General features: G+C 38.7%; 16 protein-coding genes and 1 riboswitch. Of the genes, 12 read left to right on the plus strand and 4 right to left on the minus strand.

Annotated elements, in window-relative coordinates:
* Positions 1 to 17 precede the first annotated feature (17 nt).
* From K1X56_02335 to odhB, 11 genes are all read left to right on the plus strand, one after another.
* Positions 18 to 392, plus strand: coding sequence for a cytochrome C oxidase subunit IV family protein (locus tag K1X56_02335; GenBank protein MBX7093531.1), 375 nt, complete (start codon positions 18 to 20; stop codon positions 390 to 392).
* A 1-nt stretch (position 393) separates the two neighbouring features.
* The gene (locus tag K1X56_02340; protein ID MBX7093532.1) at positions 394 to 1,044 is read left to right on the plus strand and encodes a hypothetical protein; all 651 of its coding nucleotides are present in this window, start codon (positions 394 to 396) and stop codon (positions 1,042 to 1,044) included.
* Entirely contained in the window at positions 1,025 to 1,657 is a 633-nt protein-coding gene (locus K1X56_02345; GenBank protein ID MBX7093533.1) for an SCO family protein, read from the plus strand. Before K1X56_02340 ends, K1X56_02345 begins: the two co-directional genes overlap by 20 nt.
* Positions 1,644 to 2,186 carry a DUF420 domain-containing protein gene (locus tag K1X56_02350; GenBank protein MBX7093534.1) on the plus strand — a complete coding sequence of 181 codons (543 nt, stop codon included), beginning with the start codon at positions 1,644 to 1,646 and terminating at the stop codon, positions 2,184 to 2,186. The genes K1X56_02345 and K1X56_02350 overlap by 14 nt, the downstream gene beginning before the upstream one ends.
* Positions 2,187 to 2,225: 39 nt before the next feature.
* On the plus strand, positions 2,226 to 2,495 hold the full coding sequence (locus K1X56_02355; protein MBX7093535.1) for a hypothetical protein: 270 nt from the start codon (positions 2,226 to 2,228) through the stop codon (positions 2,493 to 2,495).
* A 43-nt stretch (positions 2,496 to 2,538) separates the two neighbouring features.
* Positions 2,539 to 2,651, plus strand: a riboswitch (SAM riboswitch).
* Positions 2,652 to 2,725: 74 nt separating this feature from the next.
* Positions 2,726 to 6,409: a methionine synthase gene (gene metH, locus K1X56_02360; GenBank protein MBX7093536.1), complete on the plus strand. Its 3,684-nt coding sequence runs from the start codon at positions 2,726 to 2,728 to the stop codon at positions 6,407 to 6,409.
* 52 nt (positions 6,410 to 6,461) lie between these two features.
* Positions 6,462 to 7,829: a lysophospholipid acyltransferase family protein gene (locus K1X56_02365; protein MBX7093537.1), complete on the plus strand. Its 1,368-nt coding sequence runs from the start codon at positions 6,462 to 6,464 to the stop codon at positions 7,827 to 7,829.
* A 63-nt stretch (positions 7,830 to 7,892) separates the two neighbouring features.
* Positions 7,893 to 8,306 (plus strand): BlaI/MecI/CopY family transcriptional regulator, encoded by a 414-nt coding sequence (locus K1X56_02370; protein ID MBX7093538.1) that lies wholly within the window; start codon positions 7,893 to 7,895, stop codon positions 8,304 to 8,306.
* A gap of 144 nt (positions 8,307 to 8,450) precedes the next feature.
* Positions 8,451 to 9,524 carry a TonB family protein gene (locus K1X56_02375; protein MBX7093539.1) on the plus strand — a complete coding sequence of 358 codons (1,074 nt, stop codon included), beginning with the start codon at positions 8,451 to 8,453 and terminating at the stop codon, positions 9,522 to 9,524.
* A 171-nt stretch (positions 9,525 to 9,695) separates the two neighbouring features.
* A complete protein-coding gene (locus tag K1X56_02380) occupies positions 9,696 to 12,452 on the plus strand; it encodes a 2-oxoglutarate dehydrogenase E1 component (protein ID MBX7093540.1) in 2,757 nt (918 codons plus the stop codon).
* A gap of 29 nt (positions 12,453 to 12,481) precedes the next feature.
* Positions 12,482 to 13,732, plus strand: a complete 1,251-nt coding sequence (odhB, locus tag K1X56_02385) for a 2-oxoglutarate dehydrogenase complex dihydrolipoyllysine-residue succinyltransferase (GenBank protein ID MBX7093541.1) — start codon at positions 12,482 to 12,484, stop codon at positions 13,730 to 13,732.
* A gap of 138 nt (positions 13,733 to 13,870) precedes the next feature.
* Here the strand turns inward: odhB and K1X56_02390 are convergent, their stop codons facing one another.
* Entirely contained in the window at positions 13,871 to 14,983 is a 1,113-nt protein-coding gene (locus K1X56_02390; protein ID MBX7093542.1) for a hypothetical protein, read from the minus strand.
* 224 nt (positions 14,984 to 15,207) lie between these two features.
* Here K1X56_02390 and K1X56_02395 point away from each other — a divergent pair, with 224 nt between their 5' ends.
* Positions 15,208 to 16,647: a hypothetical protein gene (locus tag K1X56_02395; GenBank protein MBX7093543.1), complete on the plus strand. Its 1,440-nt coding sequence runs from the start codon at positions 15,208 to 15,210 to the stop codon at positions 16,645 to 16,647.
* On the opposite strand, the gene K1X56_02400 is transcribed toward K1X56_02395, so the two are convergent.
* From K1X56_02400 to K1X56_02410, 3 genes are read right to left on the minus strand one after another with little or no spacing between them, the layout of a single operon-like run.
* The gene (locus K1X56_02400) at positions 16,644 to 17,741 is read right to left on the minus strand and encodes a tetratricopeptide repeat protein (GenBank protein MBX7093544.1); all 1,098 of its coding nucleotides are present in this window, start codon (positions 17,739 to 17,741) and stop codon (positions 16,644 to 16,646) included. The genes K1X56_02395 and K1X56_02400 overlap by 4 nt on opposite strands.
* A complete protein-coding gene (locus K1X56_02405) occupies positions 17,725 to 18,300 on the minus strand; it encodes a sigma-70 family RNA polymerase sigma factor (protein MBX7093545.1) in 576 nt (191 codons plus the stop codon). The genes K1X56_02400 and K1X56_02405 overlap by 17 nt, the downstream gene beginning before the upstream one ends.
* Positions 18,301 to 18,350: 50 nt before the next feature.
* The gene (locus tag K1X56_02410) at positions 18,351 to 19,067 is read right to left on the minus strand and encodes a TonB-dependent receptor (protein ID MBX7093546.1); all 717 of its coding nucleotides are present in this window, start codon (positions 19,065 to 19,067) and stop codon (positions 18,351 to 18,353) included.
* Positions 19,068 to 19,150: the final 83 nt, after the last annotated feature.

Below are 19,150 nucleotides of genomic sequence, written 5' to 3' on the forward strand. Positions count from 1 at the left end.
CCCCAATCATTCCGAACATGGAAAGAGATGACATCATAGAATATTCCCTTCATACACATCACAGTGAAGAAGAAGGAAAAAAAATCAGAGCTAAAATCTGGAAAGTAACTGCGATTTTAACGTTGATTACAACAGTAGAAATTATTGTTGGTATTTACGCTCCACGTTATTTGGTTACACCAACTGTTTGGTTGCTGATTAAGTTTGGCTATATCGGGTTAACCATTTTAAAAGCTGCATACATTGTTTTAGTATTTATGCACCTTGGTGATGAGCGCAAAAACCTTCGTTGGGTAATTTTAGCTCCTTACGGATTATTTATTCTTTACCTCATATTCATCGTACTTACAGAAGGTACGTATGTAAATGGAGTTTGGAACACTTTGATGTAAAATGAACAACCGACTCGGCAGGAAGATTATATTTTTTATTATCATCCTTTTCCTGCCTTTCTCATTGATTTATATTTTTTCTAAAGGCAGTCAGCATTATAAGCGACTGCCTTTTTTAGGTCCTGCCCAATCCGATTCCACCCCCTTTGTATTTTCAGATTTTAGTTTTAGGACTTCAGACGGAAGAATCATTGATAAAAAAGATCTTCAGGGGAAAATTCTGATTGTAACAGCGCTTAATTCCACTTGTCCCGGAAATTGCCTACTGGCGGCTAATCCGTTTAAACTTGAGGTGTATAACCTGATTCAGGATAAAGATTTTGCAGATGTCGTTATTTTATCGGAATTGCTTGATACCAATGAAGTCCCCTTTAATCTGATGCATGAAAAAATGAAGGTGGATCCTGAGCGTTGGACCATTTTTACCACAGCGCACAATCCATTTTGGGATGTTGAATTAAATGGCTCCGTTCTCCGCGAAACGCCGGATCCGGATAGTAAAGTAGCAATGTTTTATCCCCGCGCCATTTTGCTCGTTGATACTTCATTTCGTCCGAGAGGATTTTATGATGGTGCAGAAACCATCGAAATTAAGCGCTTAATAGATGAACTCCGATTGCTTAAGAAAGAGTATGATCAGAAGCTTAACTAAATTATTAGTTGTTTTGCTTTTTTTTGCCTGTAGCAGTGCTGAAAAAAATAAAAGCGGACTTCCACACCTTGGTTTTCACGAAGTAGATCCAAATCACCCGGGTGATACCATTTATCACACTGTGCCTCCATTTGCATTTATGGATCAACATGGCGAAATGATCAGCAATGAAAATGTAAAGGGGAAAATTTATCTGGCAAATTTCTTCTTTACGTCGTGCCCAACGATTTGTCCTAAAATGATGTCGCAACTAAAACGAGTGCATAAACTAACCGAAGATTCAGAAATCATTATTTTATCCCATTCCATCGACCCTAAACGTGATTCCGTTGAGCGATTAAAAAAATACGCAGATGATAATGGAATAACATCTCCGAATTGGCATTTACTTACCGGTGATGGCGAGGAAATTTATACGCTTGGAATGGAAGGTTATAATTTAAGCGCCATGGAAGATTCAACAGCAGATGGCGGTTATCTCCATTCAGAAATGGTGGTGCTGGTAGATAAGGAAGGCCATTTGCGAGGAATGTATGAGGGGACCGAAACAAAAGCGATGGACCGTTTGTTGGAAGATTTGAAAAAGCTTGAAAAGGAATATGAACAACACTGAAGTTACCCCCATCGATTACGAGAAAAAATACAAGGGTTTAATCCTTACGCTTTCCATTGTTATTCCTGTAGCCGTAGCTGCGCTCTTCCGAATTAAAATAGATGGAATTGACACTTCCATTTTACCTCCTATTTATGCCGGAATTAACGGATTAACAGCTCTTCTTTTAGTAGTGGCCGTAATGGCAATTAAAAAAGGCAACCGAAAACTGCATGAGCGCCTGATTAAGTTGAGTATTGCTCTGTCGGTATTATTTCTGGTTTTATATGTTTTACGACATATGACGAGTGATCCAACACCGTATGAAGGTTCAGGAGCATTAAAAGTCATTTATTATTTTATTCTAATCACTCACATTGCTTTGTCAGTTGCTATTATTCCTCTGGTATTATTTACGTATGTAAAGGCCTGGAGTGGCAAATTTGAGGCACATAAGAAATGGGCCAGGGTTACTTTCCCCATCTGGTTGTATGTGGCCGTTACTGGTGTTATCGTTTATTTGATGATCAGTCCGTATTATTCTGCCTGAAAGTTTTGAATCGGTGGATCTCTGCCGTAGTTTTGTAGTATGAAATTAAAAACGGCCTTCTTCCTGGCAATTGTTGTAATTTTCGTTCTTGTATCGCTGGACGCAGATGCGCAGTGTGCCATGTGTAAAGCGGTAGCAGAAACCGGTTCGGATGGTCAGGATCAAGCCAATATCGGAGAGCAATTGAATATTGGGGTACTTCTTCTGATGGCTGTTCCTTATGTTTTTATTTTAATTATTCCATTGATATTTTTTAGAAAACAGATAAAGAATTTTATCAGGGAGTTTAGAGGAATTCACAAAGGTTGAGTTCTGAAATTCTTTTATTATTTTTGCATTCGTTCTTTGCGGTAACTTATCCAGAAAGGTGGAGGGACTGAGCCCTGTGAAACCTTGGCAACCCTGATTTGATTTTTTCATTCAGAAGGTGCCAATTCCTGCCCTAATCAGGGGAGCAGATAAGTCGGAAATAGATTCGTTTCATAACTACAGAAATATGATCCTTTCCGGCACCGGAAGGGATTTTTTTTTGAAGTATTATGAAACATTTGATTGAAGAATTACTCGAAAAACGAGTTTTGGTTATCGATGGTGCCATGGGGACCATGATTCAGCGTTATAAACTGGAGGAAGAAGATTTTCGCGGCGATCGATTTAAAAACCACAGCCATTCCCTGAAGGGGAATAACGATTTATTAGCGCTTACCCGACCTGATATTTTAACAGCTATTCATCTGCAATACCTCGAAGCAGGTGCTGATATTATCGAAACCAATACCTTCTCCGGAACCAGTATTGCACAGGCTGATTATAAACTGGAATCTGCGGTTTATGATATCAATTTTCTTTCTGCTAAAGCTGCAGTAGCAGCCGTTGAAGCATTCTATCAGAAAAATCCGGAAGCAAAATTGAATCGCCCGCGTTTCGTTGCCGGGGCAATGGGACCCACCAACCGCACCGCTTCTTTATCTCCGGACGTAAATGATCCGGGATTCCGAGCCATTACATTTGATCAGTTGGTAGAAGCTTATGCCGAACAAGTAAAAGCATTAATGGATGGAGGGGTTGATTTGTTGCTGGTGGAAACCGTGTTTGATACCCTTAACGCAAAGGCTGCTTTATTTGCTATTCAGAGCGTTTTTAAGCAACTGAACAGGGAATTACCAATCATGGTGTCGGGAACAATTACGGATGCAAGCGGGAGAACTTTATCGGGACAAACGGTAGAGGCATTTTTGAATTCTGTTTCACATGTGAAATTATTGAGCATCGGATTAAACTGTGCACTTGGAGCAAAGGATATGCGTCCCTACCTCGAAGAACTCTCCGAAAAATCTCCTTTTTATATTTCATCCTATCCTAATGCAGGATTACCCAATCAATTTGGTGAATACGATGAAACACCTCATGAAATGGCCTGTACCATTCATGACTTTTTAGATGCTGGATTTGTAAATATTGTTGGCGGTTGTTGCGGTACAACACCGGACCACATCGCTCATATTGCAAAACATGCTGAAAAGGCTGTGCCCAGAAAGCGACCACGTATCCAACCCTATTTGCGCTTAAGCGGACTGGAGGCATTAACGCTTCGTCCCGAAAGCAATTTTATGAATGTTGGAGAACGCACCAATGTAACCGGATCGCGAAAATTTGCGCGACTGATTATTGAAGGTAATTATGATGAAGCACTTTCTATTGCACGTGATCAGGTAGAAGGAGGAGCACAAGTGATTGATGTCAACATGGACGAAGGCATGCTTGATGCAGTAGAAGCCATGACGAAATTCCTTCATCTGGTGGCTTCTGAACCGGATATCGCTAAAGTTCCGGTAATGATCGACTCCTCTAAATTTCATGTTATAGAGGCAGGACTAAAATGCATCCAGGGCAAAGGCATTGTTAATTCCATTTCTTTAAAAGAAGGAGAAAAATCATTTATTGAACATGCGGATCTGATTAAACAGTATGGTGCCGCTGTTATAGTAATGGCATTTGATGAGAAGGGACAGGCAGATACTTATGAACGCAGGATTGAAATTTGTAAACGTGCTTATGATATTCTCACGAAGGTGGTACATTTCCCGGCGCAGGATATCATTTTCGATCCAAATATTTTTCCGGTGGCAACAGGAATGGAAGAGCACCGAAAAAATGCGCTTGATTTTTTTAATGCAACGAAGTGGATTAAAGAAAACCTTCCATTAGCGAAAGTAAGTGGTGGAGTAAGTAATGTTTCCTTTTCCTTCCGCGGAAACGATGTTGTGCGTGAGGCGATTCATTCAGCATTTCTTTTTCACGCCGTGAAAGCAGGAATGGATATGGGGATTGTAAATCCTTCGCAACTTCAGGTGTATGATGATATTCCAAAGGAATTACTCCAATTGGTTGAAGATGTTTTGCTGGATCGCAACGACGATGCAACTGAAAAATTAATTGCCTATGCGGAACAATTAAAAGGAACTAAAAATGCTACTAAAGAAAAAGATGAGGAATGGCGCAAAGGAAGTGTGGAAGAACGCTTGTCGCATGCATTAGTTAAAGGGATTGTAGAGCATATTGACGAAGACACTGAAGAAGCGCGATTAAAGTACGGCGAGCCTCTAAAAGTGATTGAAGGTCCACTCATGGATGGAATGAATGTTGTGGGAGATTTGTTCGGTGCAGGAAAGATGTTTTTGCCTCAGGTGGTAAAAAGTGCCCGCGTTATGAAAAAGGCTGTCGCTTATTTGCAACCTTATATTGAAGCAGAAAAAAATGCGAATTCCAAAGCGGCCGGAAAAATTTTATTAGCTACAGTGAAAGGAGATGTACACGATATTGGGAAAAATATTGTTGGTGTAGTGCTTGGATGTAATAATTACGAAGTCATAGATATGGGTGTGATGGTTCCGGCTGAGAAAATTCTGGAAACCGCCCGTAAAGAAAATGTGGATGTAATTGGATTGTCAGGATTAATTACACCTTCGCTTGACGAAATGGTGCACGTAGCAAAAGAAATGCAGCGGGAAGGATTTACCATTCCCTTGCTGATCGGAGGAGCTACCACATCAAAAGTTCACACCGCGGTGAAGATAGAAGGGGCATATCCTGCAGGACAAACCGTTCATGTGCTGGATGCGTCACGTTCTGTACCCGTTGTAGGAAGTTTGCTAGGTGCCGGCAAAGGAGCGTTTGTTGATCAGATAAAATCTGAATATCAAAAATTAAGAGAACATCATGAAAAACACCGTGGTTCCAAAACGTATCTGAGTTTGGAAGACGCAAGGAAAAATAAATTTTCAATTGATTGGAACGCGTTTACTCCTGCATCACCTAAGAATTTAGGTGTTCAGAAATTTTCTTCCGTTTCGCTGGAGAAACTGGTTCCTTATATCGACTGGACTCCGTTCTTTCAAACCTGGGAATTGGCCGGACGTTATCCAAAAATTCTAGAAGATGAGGTTGTAGGCGCAGAAGCAAAACGATTGTTTGATGATGCTCAAAAAATGCTTCAGCGGATTATTTCCGAACAATGGATTTCTGCTAATGCTGTTATTGGAATCTGGCCGGCAAACAGCAACGGAAAAGAAGATATTGAAATTTATTCCAACGAAGACAGGAATGAACTTCTTGCCAATAGTCATCAGCTACGTCAGCAGTTAAAGAAAGCCGATGGAGCGAACAATATGTGTCTTGCCGACTTCATTGCGCCGAAGTCCTCAGGAAAAAAAGATTACATCGGTGGATTTGTCGTTACGGCCGGATTGGGGATTGAGAAATGGATTGAGAAGTTTGAAAAAGATCATGATGATTATTCAAGCATATTATTAAAGGCGTTGGCGGATCGCTTTGCTGAAGCCTTGGCTGAGTATATGCATGAAAAGGTGCGGAAGGAAATTTGGGCTTATTCAACTTCCGAAAATCTCGCGAACGAAGATTTAATCAACGAAAACTATCAGGGCATTCGTCCTGCACCGGGATATCCTGCTTGTCCGGACCATACCGAGAAGAAAACGCTTTTCCGCTTATTGGATGCAGAAAAAAACAGTGGGGTAGAACTCACAGAATCGCTGGCGATGTATCCTGCTGCTTCGGTAAGCGGATGGTATTTTGCTCATCCGGATTCGAAGTATTTTGGAATTGGTCAAATACAAAAGGACCAGGCTGAGGATCTCGCTATGCGTAAGGCAGAAGATCTAAGCATGATTGAACGTTGGTTGAGTCCTGTATTGGGATATTGATTTCTTAACCGGAGTTTAGAATAGTAACAGCAGTTTTTTATTTATTTGCTGTATGATATATTCATTTTTAAAGTTGTTGTTCCGCATTACGGTAAAAGCTTTTTTTAAGCACCAGGAAACAATCAACATCGAACATATTCCGGTAAAGGGTCCGGTGATATTGGTTGCCAATCACCCCAGTACATTTATGGACCCCATCATCATTGCTACTAAGGTTCCTCGTGAGGTTTCTTTTATTGCGAAATCAACGGCTTTTAAATCGAAATTTACCTCCTGGATTTTGCCCAAATTCAACATGATTCCGGTATTCAGAGCTCAGGATGATCCTTCTCAAATGCACAAAAACCAACAAACCTTCGAAAAGGTCTTTCAATTATTGGAACGAAATGGTTGCATATTGATTTTCCCTGAAGGAATTAGTCTTACTGAACGTAAATTAAAAGAAATAAAAACCGGTGCCGCTCGAATGGCCCTGGGTGCTGAGGCCAGAAATAATTTTTCGTTGGGCGTGAAAATATTACCAATTGGGTTGACCTATTCCGATCAGCATAGTTTTCAAAGTGATCTTTTAGTTCGCATTGGTGAACCCATCGAATTAATTAACTATAAAGATAGTTATAACACCGATCCTCTTGCAGCAGGTAAACAGATTACCGAAGAAATCCGGGTTCGACTTGAAAAATTAACCATAGATATTCAGGACGAGGAAGTAGACCTATTTGTAAAAGATGTAGAAACCGTTTACAAATCTCAATTAATCCGCGACATGGGATTTTCAAAGGAAATTCCAGAGCATGATTATATCGTGACAAAATTGATTTATAAGCGCATTCATTATTATTTGGAAACCGATCCTGACCGCGTTAGCAAAGTCAGACAGTACATGGATAATTACAAGCGATTATTGAATAAACTCAATTTGGAAGATCATATTATCCGGGGTAAACGAAGAAGATCTTCTGCTATTCTTAATTTCATTGGTCTATTTCTTTATTTTTTGATTGGATTTCCCTTGTTTGTTTTCGGCACCTTTAATAATTACATCCCCTATAAATTACCTTACCGGATTGCGATATGGTCGAAAGTGGAAGCTCAATATATTGGTGCAATTATGATGGTGAGCGGAACATTTGTTTTTCTTATTTTTTACCTGCTCCAGATTTATCTGGTTCAATGGTGGATTTCCGATTGGAGGGTAACTGCCGTGTACACATTGGTATTGCCATTAAGCGGATTGTTTGCCTATAATTACTGGAAAGCATTTACCCAACTGCGAAGAAAATGGCATTTCATTTCTTTATTTATGAAAAAGAAAGAACTGGTAAGTCAATTGATTACCATGCGTACGCAGATTATGGATGAACTGGAAAAGGGCAGGAAGGAATACGATAAAGCACATCCGGTAGCCCCAGTTCAATAACCGTTCCCTCAATTTTAAGAGACTTTAGTTGTATAACTAAGAATTTAGTTATATAATTGATTCATGAAAAAGCATAAGGAACTTACCAAAGCAGAAGAGGAAGTAATGCTTGCTCTCTGGAAAATTGAATCGGGTTATATTAAGGATATTCTGGAACAATTTCCTAATCCAAAACCTGCATATAATACTATTTCTACTATTGTCCGGATTCTGGAAACAAAAGGCTTTATCAAGCACAAGGCTCAGGGTAAAACCCACCAGTATTTTCCTGCGATAAAAAAAGAAGATTATACCCGCAATTACATGCAGGGAATTATGAAGGGTTATTTTGGTAATTCCTTTAAAAACCTGGTTTCATTTTTTGTTTCTAACGGGGAGTTGTCCATGGGAGATGTCAATGATCTTCTAAAGGATATTAAAAAAGAACGGAAAGAGGAAAAGAAAGAAAAGAAGGAAAAGAAGAAGAAGAAGAAGTAATACTGATTATTTATGGTGACCAATGAATTTCTGACAAAGATATTTCTTTGTCAGCTAGCCCTCTTATTGCCCTATTTTTTGTTATTGGGATCCGCCAATTTTGGTTTCCGACGTTTTTGGTTGCTTTTTTCAGTACCCTTTTCTATGTTAATTGTAGGATTGGAACATGTAATTCCTATGGCTACAACAGAAGAGATGGAGTATGTTGTTTGGCTTAATCCGGTAGAGATTGGTTCAGAAATAAGTCATTCACTTTCCTTTGATTTTGTGCAGATTTATTTCATTGGATTAACTGTTTTTTCGCTGATTTTTTTGTTGCGTTTAGCTCGATTATTTCTGGAAATCAGAAAGGCGCTGGAAGTAAAACCCGAATCACAAAATTTATTTGTCTTACCAGAAGCGAAAGGTAGTTTTACTTTTTTCGGTAGAATATTTTTATCGCTGGAGGATGTTAGCGATGAAATGGTTATTCAGCATGAAAACGAGCATAGAAAACAAAGACACAGCGCCGATTTAATTATCTACGAAATCTACGCCTGTTTATTTTGGTTTAATCCTCTGATTTGGATAGGCAGAGTCGAATTGAAAAAGGTGCACGAATATTTAGTGGATCAACAAATGTGCAATCAGTTTTCTGTGGCTGATTATAAACAGCGCCTTTTAGAAAAAGCATTGTATGATGGCAATAACGTTTTTTTAAAAAATACATTTAATTCAAATCAATTAAAAAACAGATTTAAAATGATGAACACGAAGAAAAATTTTATTGGACGGATTAAGGTTTTTTCTGTCCTTTTCATTGCAGGTTTTACCATGATGTCCTTTACGCTGAATCAAAATTCATTGAGCATCTGGGAAAATAATCTGGAATCATTCACTGAAATTGCAGGTCAAAAAGAAAAGGTGTACGACGCTCCTGAAAAGATGGCTGAATTTATCGGAGGAATGGATGGATTAATGAAATACCTGCAGTCCAACATGGTTTATCCTTCATCCGCAAAGGAAAAAGGGATACAGGGTAAAGTTCATGTTTCATTTGTGGTTAGTTCTAAAGGAAAAGTTAAGGATGTAAAAATTTTGCGTGGTGTAGAATCCAGTTTAGATAATGAGGCCATGCGGGTTGTATCTGCAATGCCAAGTTGGACACCCGCCGAAAATGAAGGGAAAAAAGTAGCCTGCCGGATGGTACTTCCCATCAATTTTAAGTTGCAGGATTAACACAGGTTTCAACTTACTTATGGGGAGGCATGGGAGTGCTTCCCCTTTTTTTGTCATTTGTATAGTTTCAAAGTATTGATTATCAATGTTTTGATTTAAAATACTTATTCCTTATTCTCAATGGGAAAGTCTCGAAAAACATTAACTTTGCTTCCCTATATTTTGAGAGACATGGATAATTATTCCTACCTGAGCAATGCGCACCCTGATGCGATTGAGGATTTGTACAATCAGTACCTGAAAAATCCGGATTCACTGGAACACGGATGGAAAAAATTCTTTGAAGGGTTTGAATTTGCAAGAACAAATTTTGAAGACTCTGGTGTGTTACCTGAGAATGTTACTGCAGAAATTAAAGTGATGAATTTAATTCACGCTTATCGTCAGCGTGGACATTTATTCACGAAAACAAATCCTGTACGTGAGCGTAGAAAATATACACCAACGCTTGATATTGAAAATTTTGGTTTAACTGAAAAAGATCTTGATAAAGTTTTTCAGGCCGGTTCACAAATAGGAATTGGTGCAGCCACATTGCGTGATATTGTTGCGCATTTAAATCAAACTTATTGCGGAAGTATAGGCGTGGAATATCTCTATATGCGTTCGCCGGAAGTAGTGGAATGGCTACGCGAAAAAATGGAAGGCTCCAAAAACACTCCAAAATATTCGGTAGAAGAGAAAAAAACAATTCTGAATAAATTAAATCAGGCTGTTGTTTTCGAAAATTTTCTTGCAACAAAATTTGTAGGACAAAAACGATTTTCACTTGAAGGTGGTGAATCCTTGATTCCTGCTTTGGATATGTTGGTGGAGTCGGGTTCTACATTGGGAATAAAGGATTTTGTGTTGGGGATGGCACACCGTGGTCGCTTAAATGTTTTGGCCAACATCTTAAATAAAACGTACAAGGATATTTTTACTGAATTCGAAGGAAGATTATCGGAAGATTCTTTGTTTGATGGTGATGTAAAATACCATTTGGGTTATTCTTCGGATCAACTGACAAACAAGGGAGAAAAAGTTCATATTTCTCTTACGCCTAATCCTTCTCACCTCGAAACAGTAGATGCTGTTGTTGAAGGAATCACCCGAGCTAAAATGGATAACATTCACACAGGTGATGAAAATAAAGTTTGTCCGATTCTGATTCACGGTGATGCAGCCGTTGCTGGTCAGGGTATCGTTTATGAAGTGATTCAGATGTCGCAGCTGGATGGTTATCGTGTTGGCGGTACACTTCACCTGGTGGTGAATAATCAGGTTGGTTTTACCACCAACTATCTTGATGCGCGTTCCTCTACCTATTGTACCGATGTTGCAAAAGTGACCCTCTCTCCGGTGTTTCACGTAAATGGTGATGATGTAGAAGCAGTGGTTTTTGTTGCAAAGCTCGCTATGGAGTTCCGTCAAAAATTCCATCGCGATGTGTTTATCGATATTCTCTGCTATAGAAAATACGGACATAACGAAGGTGATGAACCACGTTTTACTCAGCCGATTCTTTACAAGGCTATTCAGAAACATGCAAATCCACGCGAGATTTACGTTAAGAAATTGATTGAAGAAGGATCGATGTCGACCGATATGGCGAAGGACATGGAGAAGAAATTCAAGGATTTGCTCGAGTCGATGTTAAGTGAAGCAAAACAAACTGAGAAAGCAAAAATCACTTCATTCCTGGAAGGATATTGGAACGGAATAAAAATGGCCGCCCCCAATGCCTTTGATGAATCTCCCAATACAGCCATTGATAAGAAAACGTTCCTCGATATTGCCAATAAAATCGTTACGCTTCCATCAGATAAAAAATTCTTCAATAAGATTGAAAAATTATTTGCCGATCGTAAAGCAATGATTGAAAATGATAATTACGATTGGGCGATGGGTGAATTAATGGCTTATGCTTCGCTTATGAATGAAGGACATCATGTTCGTTTTAGCGGACAAGATGTTGAGCGCGGAACTTTTTCTCATCGTCACGCAGTGGTAAAAGTGGAAGATTCCGAAGAGGAATACACGCCCTTAAATGCATTCGGAGCAAAAGGTGAATTACGCATTTTCAACTCGCACTTAAGTGAATATGGTGTATTAGGATTTGAATATGGATATGCCATGGCATCTCCGAATGCATTAACCATTTGGGAAGCGCAATTCGGAGATTTCTTTAATGGAGCACAGATTATTGTTGACCAATACATTTCTTCGGCCGAATACAAATGGAGAAGAATGAATGGTATTGTGGTTCTCTTGCCACATGGTTATGAAGGACAAGGACCTGAGCACTCTTCTGCTCGTATGGAGCGTTTCCTACAGATGTGTGCCGAAAACAATATGCAAATTATTAACGCAACAACACCTGCAAATCAATTCCATGCTTTACGTCGACAGATAAAACGCGATTTCAGAAAGCCGATGATTTGCTTTACACCGAAGAAATTGCTTCGATATCCCGATTGCGTATCCAAATTGAAAGATTTCACCGAAGGAAAATTCCAGGAAGTCATTGATGATCCAAGTGCAAAAGCAGCTTCAGTGAAAAAACTTGTTCTGTGTTCCGGTAAAATTTATTTTGAATTGAAGGAACGTCAGGCACAACTGGAAAATAATGATGTCGCCTTTGTACGTATTGAACAACTTTATCCTTGGCCTGCAAAACAACTTGAAGCGATTTTATCGAAATATAAATCGGCTAAAGAAATTTGTTGGGTACAGGAAGAAGCTGAAAATATGGGCGCGTATAATTTTGTTGCGAAAAAAATGCGCGATGTGAAGCTGACTTATATCGGAAGAAAAGAAAGTGCCAGTCCTGCTACCGGTTACGCCAAACTTCATCATGCACAGAGTGAAGAAATCATGGATAAAGTTTTTGGTGCTGTAAAGACCATGGACGATGCCAAAAGCAAAAAGAAAGAATCAGTTAAATAAGAGTTTGTAAATATTTAAATACATCGATCATGTCTGTTATTGAACACAAAGTACCCAGTCCGGGAGAATCCATTACAGAAGTTGTTATTGCCCGTTGGATTAAGGCGGATGGTGAATACGTAGAGAAAGATGATGAGCTTTGCGAAATTGATTCGGATAAGGCTACGCTTACCGTGAATGCTGAGGAATCCGGACAATTAAAAATAATGGCTGCAGAGGGCGATACCGTAAAGGTTGGACAAGTGATTTGTTCGGTTGACTCATCTGTGAAAGGTGAAGCGAAACCCAAAACGGAAGCACCGAAAGCTGAAGAGAAAAAAGCAGAGACGTCAAAAAAATCTGAGCCTGTTCCGAATCCGCTTCCGGTTGCACAGGAGAAATCGTATGCATCGGGACATGCATCACCTGCTGCTAAAAAAATGATGGATGAAAAAAACATTTCATCCTCGCAACTTACCGGAAGTGGTCCTGGTGGTCGTATCACTAAACAAGACGTTCAGGCTGCACTTACTGCAGGATTTAATTTTGACAAACCTGCTTTTGGTGGCACACGTGATCAGGAACGTAAAAAGATGACCACGCTTCGTAAGAAAATTGCTGAGCGCTTGGTAAGTGTAAAAAATGAAACGGCTATGTTGACCACTTTCAATGAGGTTGACATGAAGCCGGTGATGGATTTGCGTAAAAAGTACAAAGATAAATTCCAGGAAACTCATGGTATTGGATTAGGATTTATGTCTTTCTTTACAAAAGCGGTTACTATTGCACTACAACATTATCCAGCTGTAAATGCCTATATCGATGGCGATGAAATGGTGTTTAACAATTTCTGTGATGTGGGTATTGCAGTATCTACTCCAAAAGGTTTAATGGTTCCCATTTTAAGAAATGCAGAGATGATGAGTCTTGCTGATATTGAAAATGGAATTAAAAACCTTGCATTAAAAGCACGTGACGGTAAATTATCCATTGATGATATGACCGGCGGAACATTCACGATCACCAATGGTGGTGTGTTTGGTTCTATGTTATCTACTCCGATTATTAATCCTCCTCAATCTGCAATTTTAGGTATGCACAACATCGTTGAGCGTCCTGTTGCCATTGAAGGAAGAGTGGAGATTCGTCCGATTATGTATGTTGCCTTGTCTTACGACCATCGTATTATTGATGGAAGAGAATCGGTTTCTTTCCTTGTAAAGGTAAAAGAAATGCTTGAAAATCCTTCCAAGATGTTATTCAATGGCAGAGATCCGCAGGAAGTTGTACTTGGTTTATAAATCAACTAAGAATATAGTTAAAAGCCGCCCCGTTAGAGGCGGCTTTTTTTATACATGATCCGCTCCGGAAAATGGCTCCTATCGGAGAAACGACAAATTCCGGTGATTTTAAACGTGCATCACAACTGGAGCAGGATCTTATTCCGGTTTTTTAGCGTTAAATCCGAATGAAAACCCGAAACGGAGTCCATCTCGTTGCGGAACAATGTATGCGTTGAATGGGATATTTAATTTTCCGCTGCGGATGGACCGGCCAAAGGCAAAAACAAATCCAGAACTGAACATATAGTTACCGCGCGAATCCATTCGGGTTGTAATGCCATGAGGATTTAAAAGTGTAGAATCTCCCCAGGCCGATTCCAGTTGCCAACCTAAGTCAGGGTCGTAATATCCTCTTGCTTTTTTCATTAATCCGAGCGTGGGACCAAATGCAAATTCCCATCCTTTTTTGTTTCCTCTTAAACCGTGTAGAATGGTCATGCTGGGAATAAATAGGCCCTGATCCAATCCGGTTACCATGGGAATGAATTCAAACAGCGCCTGAAAATTTCCTTCATTGAGATATTGTTTTTCGAATTGATATCCGAATTGGAACATCATAGGAAATCCGTCAAATCCACCATTGTCTTTAGAGGCTTTAAAGATCTCGGCATTGGTTCCGGTCAACATCGTAAATCCCATTCTCGGTCCATCAAGTGCAAGGCGGTCTTTTTTGGGTTCATTGATGGAATTGGCAAAAGCATTTTTTTTCGTGAGACTTTCTACCATTGTTTTATCGTTGTCGATGCCGAACATTTCATTAAGGGTAATGGTGACCATCGTTTTTAGTTCTTTTGGAAGAAATAAAAATTCTTTCACGTTAACTTTTTCAATGGTTTCCTTTTCTACATCAACCATACGGATGGTTATTACCAGCATATCGGCAAAACCTTCAATAGAACCCGTCATCATCTTATCTGATCCAATCGCATTTCCTAATTCAACCAGACAAAGCTTTCCGTAGCAATTATCCACTTTCAGTTTTTTGCTTTCTGCAATGTATTTTACATCGTAAGGATCAGTGACGTCATAGATATTCAGTTTTTCAATTTCGCGTCGAAATAAATCTCCTGCCGTTTCCGGACTTAAGGTGATTCCTTTTACATCCACATTGAGTACAGTTAATTTTTCTCGCTCATTGTTTTGTGCGTTTAATACAGTTGTGTTTAGAATCAAAGCAACAACAGTAAGTGATTTTAAAATCGTTTTCATGTTATTAAGTATTTTGGTTTTCATGCAGCAAACCTAAAACGATGTGCTTAACCGGGAAAGTTCAAATTTTGTAAAAACGGTTTTTTTATTTGTTAAATATTTTTATTAAATTGCAGAAATACAATTATTTAAGTGTTTTATAATGGTCTTAAAAAATGGATAATATTCGTGAAATTATTCTGGGTTTTTCTGAGTCGGACAGAAAAGAATTACGGCTTTTTTTGATGAGGAAGCGCCTGGATTCAACACGAAAAGATGTGGAGTTATTTGATGAATTGAGCAGAGAAGAGCTTCGCGAAAAAAAAATGGATAAATTGGTTGGAACTGTTTCATTCCATTCGAACCGTAAACGGATTATGCGTGGTATTGCAGAATTTATTGCGGTTAAGCAATTGACGGATATTGCCGGAATAAATGGGAATTTGTTTGTGAATTTAAGTTTGTCACGTTTTTTATTCGAAAAAAAATTCTTTGATACCGCCTGGAAATATGTTTTAAAAACAGAGAAACATGCATTGGAGGCCGAGGAATTCGATTTTTTGATTTCCGTTTATAGCTTAATGATGGAATATTCGCACACTTCCGATGTGTATACATTAGAAGAGTTGATATCGCGGCAAAATATTAGTAAGCGTCTTGCTGATGAGGAAAACAGAATGGTGCAGGCCATGGCGTTTATTCGGCGCAAAACGGAAGAAATAAAACGAAGCGGAGAAATTGAAGGATTCTCTTCCTACGTGGAATCGATTCTGGAGGAGTTTGAACTGGATCAGGCTATGTTGTCGCGCCCTTCATTGATTTATCGTTTGGTTGAAATTGTTCGTGCAACCTATCTTACTACCCGAAATCTCACCAATTTTGAGGGTTTATTATTAGAGCAGTTTGAACATTTTGAAAAAGTGTCGAATGAAGGGAAGCATCATACCTTTTACCGGATGAGCTTTTTATATATGATTGCTCATATGTATTACCACAACCGTAAATTTTCTGAATGTTCGCACTACCTGGAAATACTTGGATCATTATTAAATTCCAACGACGACAAATACAAACAACAATTTTTAGCGAGATACCTGTCGCTCAAATGTACATTGCTGAGTTATTCAGGATCCAACGAAATGGCGATTTCTGAAATGAATAAATTTTTAGATGATAAAAAAATTAAATGGGTTTCATCTGATTTGTTCAATTTGCAATTGAATCTTTCGTTTTATTATTTTATTCAAAAAGATTTTAAAAAAGCGAACCGGATTTTTATTCAATGGGGAATTCATAGTGATTCCTACTATGAAAAACGGATGGGGCAGGAATGGATTTTGCGTGCAAAAATGATTCGGTCGATTATTCAGTACGAACTTGGCAAAGATGATCTGGCACTTGCCGGTATTCGTCAGATTGAAAAGGACCATGCCCTGTTATTGGAACAAGCACAGTACCTCAAAGCAAAAAATTTCCTTAAAATTCTATACCGGTATATGTCCGACCCTTACGCACTTAATTTTTCAGAATTTCATAGTCAGGCATTAAAAGAATTGTTTGTATTGCCTGCTGGTACCGAAGAATCGAAAGCTATTGCGTTCTATTGTTATTTGAAATCAAAATTACTTCATCGCGATTATTATGAAGTGCTGCTGGAAGAAGTGTTGACTAAACGGGATGATTAATTCTTCTTTATCTCCTGTGCTTTTTTTGCATAGAATCCATTCTGTTGAATGATTTCCTCTAATAATGCATTTGCCTCTGCTTTATTTCCGGATTTCATTAAACTCAATGCCTTGTACCATTCTGCTTCTTCAGAAAATGTAGAAAAGGAGTGATTGATACAACGGTTAAAATTGGTGATGGCTTTGTCGAATTTCCCTAAGTTGTAATAGCATAATCCGCCATAAAAGGATGCATTTAAATCTTCCGGATATTGTTGCAGAATTAAAGTAAAGTTTTTTAAGGCCGACTTATACCGGTTATTGGAAAATTCTTCCATGGTTTCTTTCAGAAATTTCTCATAAGGAATAAGAACAGTGCGTGTTTCGGGTTCGTTATTTCTTGGTGTTGTGTTATCACCCACATTGGCCGGTGTTCCTGTGAGTAAAATCTCCGTCTTTTTAATATCACTGGTATATAAATCGCTGTAATCAATCACTTTTAAGTCGTGCATAAACGTGAATTTCACATTGGAGTGCGCGACTTTTTCTTCCGGATCAGGTGAGAGGTCCACCACCTTTTTTTCTTCAACTTTATTGATGGAAATATTGTCGTTATCTGTAATCTCTACTGGAGTTGGAATGGTTTGTGGTTGATCTTTTAATGTTTTTTGATACGTGATTTGCTCCTTTTCTTCAATCGGTTCAGTAGCTTCAATTTCCTTTATTTCATTTTCAATTTTTTCTACCTGTTGGGTTTTTTCAGGGCTTTCTTTTACGGCAAGTAACTCAGGTTGCTTTTGCTCTTTGTTTTGTAAAAGGTACACAATACCCGTAATGGCTACTACTGAAATGATGGCTGTTATTCCAAAGTAAATTTTATAGTAATTCACTGTTCCGCCTTTTCCGGAAAGAAAATCGGGTTTTGCAGGAACATTTTTCAGTAATGCGGGATTCTTCGAGTAAATTTCAATGGCTTCCATGTTCATTTCATTGGACGCAATTTTTTTCTCAACCGCTTTTAACGATTCTCCCTTTAGTTTACCTGAAAGGTAATCGCTGATCTCTTGTTGACTAAGAGAACCCTGATCTTTTAATATGTCAGAAGTTCGTTTCATGGCTTTTGCTCAATAGAATCTTCAGGTTTCGTTTCCCGTTTTGTATGTGACTTTTCACTTTGTTCAAATCGAATCCGGTGATGTCTGCAACTTCCTGGTAGGACTTATCCTGAAGATAGAATAATTCAATACATGTTTTTTGTTCGGGATTGAGTTGGTTTATTGCATCCGGAAGTTGATTCAAAAGGTCCTCGGTCAGTTGAATTTCTTCCTGCTGTTCTTCCAATAAATGTTCTAACTCATCAATGTCTTTTTCTTTTCCTTGATTATTGCTTTTTCGTAAAAGCATTAAACAGTGATTTCGTGCAACGGAGTGTAACCATGATTTGAAATTTTCGATGGAATGTAATTTAAGATCATGCATTAATTTTTCGAAAATATTCAAAACGGCATCTCTGCTTTCTTCAGTGTTTTTTAAATATTTCATACAAACCGCAAACACTAAATGAGCGTGTCTCTCGTAGAGCACACCCACTAGTGATGGATCACCGACAGAGGAATATTTTTTTACGATTTCCTCATCGCTTTCACCTGTGATTTGTTTTTTTCTGAAGAACATGCTGCAATATATGCAATTATCACTCTTCTGTTTCTCCTTCCGAAGGAGGATTATTGTTGGTTAGCTTCTCTCCAGAGGTCGAAGTAACTCTTGGTTTCAACCATAATCACCCCACTGGTTACATCACCATATTTGGCTGGAACGCCTCCGGTATAAATGGTCAGACTTCCAATAGCAACTCCAGGCAAATGAATATTTCCGCTTGTCACTTTTACACCATCAATGAAATATATACTGGCATCTGATCGTGATCCACGCACATAGGCATCACCGGATTCGGTGACCATAATTCCGCCCGACATGGATGCAGAAAGTTTCTTGAGGTCGCGTAGATTCGGATTGTTTTTAATTTGCTTGTAATCGACAGTTTGAACGGATGTTTCTTCGGGATTGATTAAGGGGTTTTTATAATCAATTACAACAACGTCATCCAACATCTCATTGCTTAGAAATATATCAGGAAGCATGGTGGTTTGATTGGGATTAACCCTGATTTCTATAATTTTTTTCATCCCGGTGTAGGAGATAGTAAGACTATATGAGCCGGGATCTAGCGGTTTAAGTGTAAATCGTCCGTCTAAATCTGTAGTTGTACCGATCATTTGGTCGCCTACCATCACAAACACATTAGCATTCGGTAGGGTTTCTTTGGTTAAACTATCAATCACCTGTCCTTTTACTGCACCATGGTTTTGTGCATTTAAATTTTGTTGTACAATCATCACCATCCCGATGATGAATGTTACGATGTGGATTTTTGTTTTCATGATCTTTTGTTTCTTCATGGATGCACAAAAACAAAAAAATCCATACGGAATGTATGGATTTAAATAAAAAATACTGTAAATCA

This window comes from Flavobacteriales bacterium, assembly GCA_019694795.1.
Lineage (GTDB): Bacteria > Bacteroidota > Bacteroidia > Flavobacteriales_D > UBA2798 > UBA2798.